Annotated in this window: 4 protein-coding genes and 1 pseudogene; 3 read left to right on the top strand and 2 right to left on the bottom strand. The window is 67.5% G+C overall.

Annotation, left to right across the window (positions count from 1 at the left end):
• Positions 1–1,268, bottom strand: a 1,268-nt coding sequence (locus SCI24_RS06665; protein ID WP_318724634.1) for a BCCT family transporter, incomplete at its 3' end; no start/stop codon positions are given.
• 291 nt (positions 1,269–1,559) lie between these two features.
• Here SCI24_RS06665 and fdhA point away from each other — a divergent pair.
• Positions 1,560–2,753: a formaldehyde dehydrogenase, glutathione-independent gene (gene fdhA / locus SCI24_RS06660; protein WP_318724633.1), complete on the top strand. Its 1,194-nt coding sequence runs from the start codon at positions 1,560–1,562 to the stop codon at positions 2,751–2,753.
• A gap of 61 nt (positions 2,754–2,814) precedes the next feature.
• Here the strand turns inward: fdhA and SCI24_RS06655 are convergent, their stop codons facing one another.
• A complete protein-coding gene (locus SCI24_RS06655; protein WP_318724632.1) occupies positions 2,815–3,702 on the bottom strand; it encodes a LysR family transcriptional regulator in 888 nt (295 codons plus the stop codon).
• 94 nt (positions 3,703–3,796) lie between these two features.
• On the opposite strand from SCI24_RS06655, the gene SCI24_RS06650 reads away from it, so the two are divergent.
• Positions 3,797–5,236, top strand: coding sequence for an aldehyde dehydrogenase family protein (locus SCI24_RS06650; RefSeq protein ID WP_318724631.1), 1,440 nt, complete (start codon positions 3,797–3,799; stop codon positions 5,234–5,236).
• Between the two features lie 10 nt (positions 5,237–5,246).
• Positions 5,247–6,215 (top strand): annotated as a pseudogene (locus SCI24_RS06645) (dipeptidase); the annotation flags it as partial.
• Between the last annotated feature and the right edge of the window lie 46 nt (positions 6,216–6,261).

Here is a 6,261-nt window from a genome sequence, read left to right as displayed (position 1 = left end):
CTGGAGGTCAGGGTGGTCAGCGGCAGCTGCTCGAGCATGTGGAACATCGCCAGGGAGACGTCGCTGATGCCATTGGCGAGTTCGCCGACGCCGGCCGCGGACTGGGCCAGGGCGGTGCCGCCGAAGGCGCTCATCCACACGATGGTGACCAGGGTCGGCACCAGCAGCACGGCGGTCAGGAACTCGCGGACCGTGCGCCCGCGCGAGACCCGGGCGATGAACATGCCGACGAAGGGCGACCAGGAGATCCACCAGGCCCAGTAGAACACCGTCCAGCCGTGGTACCAGGTGGTGTCATCGCGGCCGATCCAGCTGGAGAGCGGCACGACATGGCTGGCGTAGGCCAGGGTGGTATCCCACAGGCCGTTGAGGAACAGCAGGGTGGAGCCGGTGATCACCACGAAGGCCAGCAGGGCGAAGGCGATCACCATGTTGATGTTGGAGAACAGCTTCACGCCCCCGTCGATGCCCCGCCATACCGAGAACAGCGCGACCACCGTGACGCCGACGATGATCGCCAGCTGGGTGCCGAGGGTGTTGGGCACGTCGAACAGGTAGTTGAGGCCGCCGGCGGCCTGGGAGGCCCCGAAGCCCAGCGAGGTGGCCAGGCCGAAGATGGTCGCCAGCACCGCGGTGATATCGATCAGGTGGCCGGGCCAGCCACGTACCCGATTACCCAGCAGCGGGGTGAAGGCCGAGCGCAGGCTCAGCGGTAGCCCACGGTTGTAGGCGAAGAAGGCAAGCGACAGGCCCACCACGCCATAGATGGCCCAGGGGTGAAGGCCCCAGTGGAACATGGTGGCGCCCATGGCGGCCCGAGCCCCTTCCGGGGTGCCGGAGGCGGCGTTCAGCGGCGTGCCGTACCAGTCGGTGTAGTAGGCCACCGGCTCGGCCACGCTCCAGAACATCAGGCCGATGCCCATGCCGGCGGCAAACAGCATGGCGAACCAGGAGATCGTCGAGAACTCGGGGCGCGCCTGGTCGCCGCCCAGCCGTATCCGCCCCACCGGCAGCACGATCAGCGCCAGGCACAGCAGCACGAAGAGGTTGCCGGCGATCATGAACAGCCAATCGAAGTGCTCGATGGACCAGCCTCGGGCCTCGGTCAGCTGGGAATTGGCGGCATCGGGGTAGACCAGGGCGTAGAGGATGAAGGCCAGGATGGCCAGGGCGGAGAGGGGAAAGACGGGGTTGTGAAAGTCCAGCCCCAGTATCTGTGTGTTGTCCTGTCCCGGGGACAGGACAAGGGCATCGTCGTTGTCGCGCATCGAGGGATCTCGCTGTTGTTGTTGGACGCCGCTTCTGGAAACGGCGATGGGGAACCCTCGGGAGTGTCGCTACCCGCGGGCCCGAGCATTGTTGGGTCCGGGGGTGGGCAGCAGTGTCCTGAAAGCGACCTGCAACTGCCTGTCGGCTCATCAGCCAGCGACGATGTCTCGAACAGGCATGCGGGTGCCTCTGTGGAGAAAATGGACCGCTCTGGAGGGCCTAGGCTGGAGCAGCGGAAGCCTCCGCCACGCCACAACGCCGTCCGTTACAACAACATCGAGGAGCCAGCCATGAGTGCAGCCAACCGCGGAGTCGTCTACAAGGGCCCGGGTAACGTCGCCGTCGAATCCATCGCCTATCCAGAACTCGCCCTTGGCAATCGCAAGTGCGACCACGGCGTGATCCTGAAGGTCGTCACCACCAACATCTGCGGCAGCGACCAGCACATGGTGCGCGGGCGCACCACCGCGCCGTCCGGCCTGGTGCTGGGCCACGAGATCACCGGCCTGGTCATCGAAGCCGGCCGCGACGTCGAGTTCATCAAGCCGGGGGATCTGGTCTCCGTGCCGTTCAATATCGCCTGCGGGCGCTGCCGCAACTGCAAGGAGGGCCGGACCGGGATCTGCCTCAACGTCAATCCGGCGCGTCCGGGGGCGGCCTACGGCTACGTGGACATGGGCGGCTGGGTCGGCGGCCAGACCGAATACGTCATGGTGCCCTATGCGGACTTCAACCTGCTGAAGTTCCCGGATGCCGACCAGGCCATGGAGAAGATCCGTGACCTGACCCTGCTCTCCGACATCTTCCCCACCGGTTTCCATGGCTGCGTGACTGCGGGCGTCGGGCCGGGCAGCACGGTCTACATTGCCGGTGCCGGCCCGGTGGGCCTGGCGGCGGCGGTCTCCGCCCAGCTGCTGGGAGCCGCCTGCGTGATCGTGGGCGACATGATCGAGGAGCGCCTGGCCCAGGCGCGCAGCTTCGGGTGCGAGACCCTCGACCTGACCCAGGAGGGCGAGATGGCCGACCGGATCGAGGCGATCCTCGGCGAGCGTGAGGTCGATGCCTTCGTCGACTGCGTCGGCTTCGAGGCCCATGCCTGTGGCTGCAACCACGGCAAGGAGGCCCCCGCCACCGTGCTCAACTCCGCCATGTCGCTGACCCGGGCCGGCGGCCAGATCGGCATTCCCGGCCTCTACGTGACCGAGGACCCCGGCGCGGCCGACGCTGCCGCCAAGCAGGGGGCCCTGAGCATGCGCTTTGGCCTGGGCTGGGCCAAGTCGCATAGCTTCCATACCGGCCAGTGCCCGGTGATGAAGTACCACCGTCCGCTGATGCAGGCGATCCTCTTCGGCAAGGTGAATATTGCCGATGCGGTCAATGTCCAGATGATCACCCTGGACGACGCCCCGCGTGGCTACGCCGATTTTGACGGCGGTGCGGCGAAGAAATTCGTCATTGACCCCCACGGCAGCGTCGCCGCGTAAGCGGCAGCGACGCAGGCCCGGTCGAGCCAGCGCTCGACCGGGCCCATCCCGTCGCCCTCCCTCAGTCTCCCCCTTCTGCCAGGTAGGCCATCACGTGTCGCTGCATGGCCGCTGCCGCCGGCGACAGGCTGACGCCGGCCCGGCAGATCAGCCCGATCCGGCGCTCCAGCCGGGGCTCCGCCAGCGGCACGAAGCGCAGCCGGGCATGCTCCTCCTGGAACGCCAGGCGCGGCAGGGTCGTGATGCCGATGCCCGCCTCGAGCATGGCGGTCAGCGAGATCATGTTGGAGATGTACAGGGCGCTGTGCTCGAGCAGTTCGGCCGCGGGTGAGCCCTCGAGCAGCCGCGAGGTGCCGTTGCGAATCAGGGCGTGGCCGGCCAGCTCGCGCCAGTGCAGTCGATCGCGCCCGGCCAGGGGATGGTCGTCCCGGCACACCACGCCGATCTCGTCGTGCAGCAGCGGGATGAAGTCGAGCCCCTCCTCGGCCTGCCAGAGGCTGGTGATGCCCAGCTCCACCTCGCCGCTCAGCACCCTCTGGCTCACCAGCTCGGAGTGGCCATCCTGCAGGTTGATCTCGATGCCCGGGTAGTCGATCACGAAGCTCGCCAGGATACCGGGCATGATGCGGCTGGCCACCGAGGGCACCGTGGCGATATCCACGCGACCGGCCTGGTGGCTGGCCATGGCCAGGGCGTCGCGGCTGACCCGGTCGTGGTGGGCCACCAGTTCGCGAAAGCGCGGCAGGCACCATTGCCCGAAGGGCGTCAGCGCGGCCTTGCCGTTGCCCTTCTCGAAGAGGGGCTGACCGAGGCGCTCCTCGAGGTCGCGCACCGCCATGGAGATCGCCGGCTGGCTGCGATGCAGGTGCCTGGCCGCGGCATGGAAGCCGCCCTGGTCGGCGATGGCCAGCACGCAGCGCAGCGGCTGCAGCTTCAGTTCGGGCAGCATGGTAAGGCTTCCTGATCATTTTATCGGATTTATTGATTATCCTTATCTTGGTGGCTCTCCTAGGATGGCGTCAACGCTATCCAGGAGGTATCCCATGTCCCAATCCCATCCGCTTTTCATTGCCGGCCGGTGGCGCGAGGGCGAGAGCGCCATCGCCAACCACAACCCCTCGGACACCAATGACCTGATCGGCCACTACGCCCAGGCCAGCGTCGCACAGGTCGGCGAGGCCATTGCCGCGGCCCGGCAGGGGCAGCGCGAGTGGGCCAGGAGCGGCCTGGAGCAGCGCTATGCCCTGTTGATGGCCATCGGCGACGAGCTGGTCGCCCGCAAGGACGAGCTGGGCCACCTGCTCTCCCGAGAGGAGGGCAAGCCGCTGGCCGAGGGGGTGGGCGAGGTCTACCGCTCGGCACAGTTCTTTCATTACTACGCCGCCGAGGTGCTGCGCCAGCTCGACGAGCGGGTGGACTCCGTGCGCCCCGGTGTCGAGATCGAGACCCGCCGCGAGCCGGTCGGTGTGGTGGGCGTGATCAGCCCCTGGAACTTCCCCATGGCCACGGCGGTATGGAAGATCGCCCCGGCGCTGGCCTTCGGCAATGCGGTGGTCTTCAAGCCGGCCAACCTGGTCCCGGCCAGTGCCTGGGCGCTGACCGAGATCATCAGCCGCCAGGCGCTGCCGCCCGGCACCTTCAACCTGCTGATGGGCCCCGGCGGCAGCGTCGGCGATGCCCTGATCTCCAGCCCCGACATCCATGCCCTGAGCTTCACCGGCTCGCTGGAGGTGGGACGGCGCGTGGCGGCCGCTACCGCCGGCAACCTGGTGAAGTGCCAGCTGGAGATGGGTTCCAAGAACGCGCTGATCGTGGCCGACGATGCTGACCTCGACCTCGCCGTTGAGGCGGCCTTCGCCGGTGCCTATTCCGGCACCGGGCAGAAGTGCACGGCCTCCTCGCGGCTGATCGTCACCGAGGCGGTCCACGACGCCTTCGTCGAGAAGCTCATCGCCCGGCTGGATCGGGCGACGGTGGGCCATGCCCTGGCACAGGGCGTGCAGATCGGCCCGGTGGCGGATGCCCGCCAGCTCGAATCCAACCTGGCCTGGATCGAGCGGGCCCGCGAGCAGGGCGCCATACTGGCCTACGGGGGCGAGCGTCTCGAGCGGGAGACACCGGGCTACTACATGGCGCCGACCCTGTTCACCGACACCACCAACGACATGGCGATCAACCGCGAGGAGGTCTTCGGCCCCATCGCCTGCGTGATCAAGGTCGCGGATGCCGAGGAGGCCATCGAGACCCTCAACGACACCCACTTCGGCCTGACCGCCGGCATCATCACCGACTCCCTGAAACTGGCCAACGCCTTCAAGGCCAGCGCCGAGACCGGCTGCGTGATGGTCAACCTGGCCACCGCTGGCACCGATTACCACGTGCCGTTCGGGGGCCGCAAGGACTCGAGCTTCGGTCCCCGCGAGCAGGGTCGCTATGCCCGCGAGTTCTACACCGTGGTCAAGACCTGCTATGTCAAGGCCTGAGGAGCGCTCCATGTCCAAGCAAATGCTGACCGTCGATGGCCTGCAGTACTCGAACTGGTCAAGGGAGATCTTCCGGCAGATGCGCGAGGGTGGCCTCGACGCCGTGCATGCGACGCTGGTCTATCACGAGAACATCCGCGAGACCCTGTCGCGGCTCGGCGAATGGAACCGCCGCTTCGAGCAGCATCACGACCTGATCATGCCGGTGCGCGAGCCGGGTGACATCGAGCGTGCCCGCGCCGCCGGCAAGGTGGGCGTCTTCCTCGGTGCCCAGAACTGCTCGCCGATCGAGGACGACATCGACATGGTGGCGGTGATGCGCCGGCTGGGCCTGCTGATCATGCAGCTGACCTACAATAACCAGAGCCTGCTGGCCTGTGGCTGCTACGAGAGCGAGGACAGCGGCATCACCCGCTTCGGCCGCCAGGTGATTCGCGAGATGAACCGGGTCGGCATGGTCATCGACATGTCCCACAGCGCCGAGCGCTCCACCCTGGAGGCCATCGAGCTCTCCGAGCGCCCGGTGATCATCTCCCATGCCAATCCCGAGTTCTTCCACGCGGCCAAGCGCAACAAGTCCAACCGCGTGCTCGCCGCGATCGCCGAGTGCGATGGCCTGCTGGGCTTCTCCGCCTACCCCTTCCACCTCAAGGATGGCCCGGACTGCACCCTCGAGGCCTACTGCGAGATGATCGCGCGGACCGTCGACCTGATGGGCATCGACCATGTGGGCCTGGGCACCGACCTCTGCCAGGCGCAGCCCGTCTCGGTGCTGGAATGGATGCGCAACGGGCGCTGGTCCAAGGAGATGGACTACGGCGAGGGCAGTGCCAGCAACGCCGGCTGGCCGCGCCCGCTGCCCTGGCTGCGCGATAGCCGGGACTTCCCCAACCTGGTCGACGGGCTGCGCCAGCGCGGCTTCGACGAGGCCGAGGTCGAACGCATCATGGGCCGCAACTGGGTGGCCCTGCTCGAGCGCGCCGCCCTCACCCTGACACGCACCACGCCGACGCCAGCCATCCCAT

Origin of the sequence: Halomonas sp., from assembly GCF_033549285.1 — a bacterium.
GTDB lineage: Bacteria > Pseudomonadota > Gammaproteobacteria > Pseudomonadales > Halomonadaceae > Halomonas.
The sequence above is the reverse complement of the archived record's forward strand: the minus strand, read 5'-3'. Positions and strand labels throughout refer to the sequence as shown.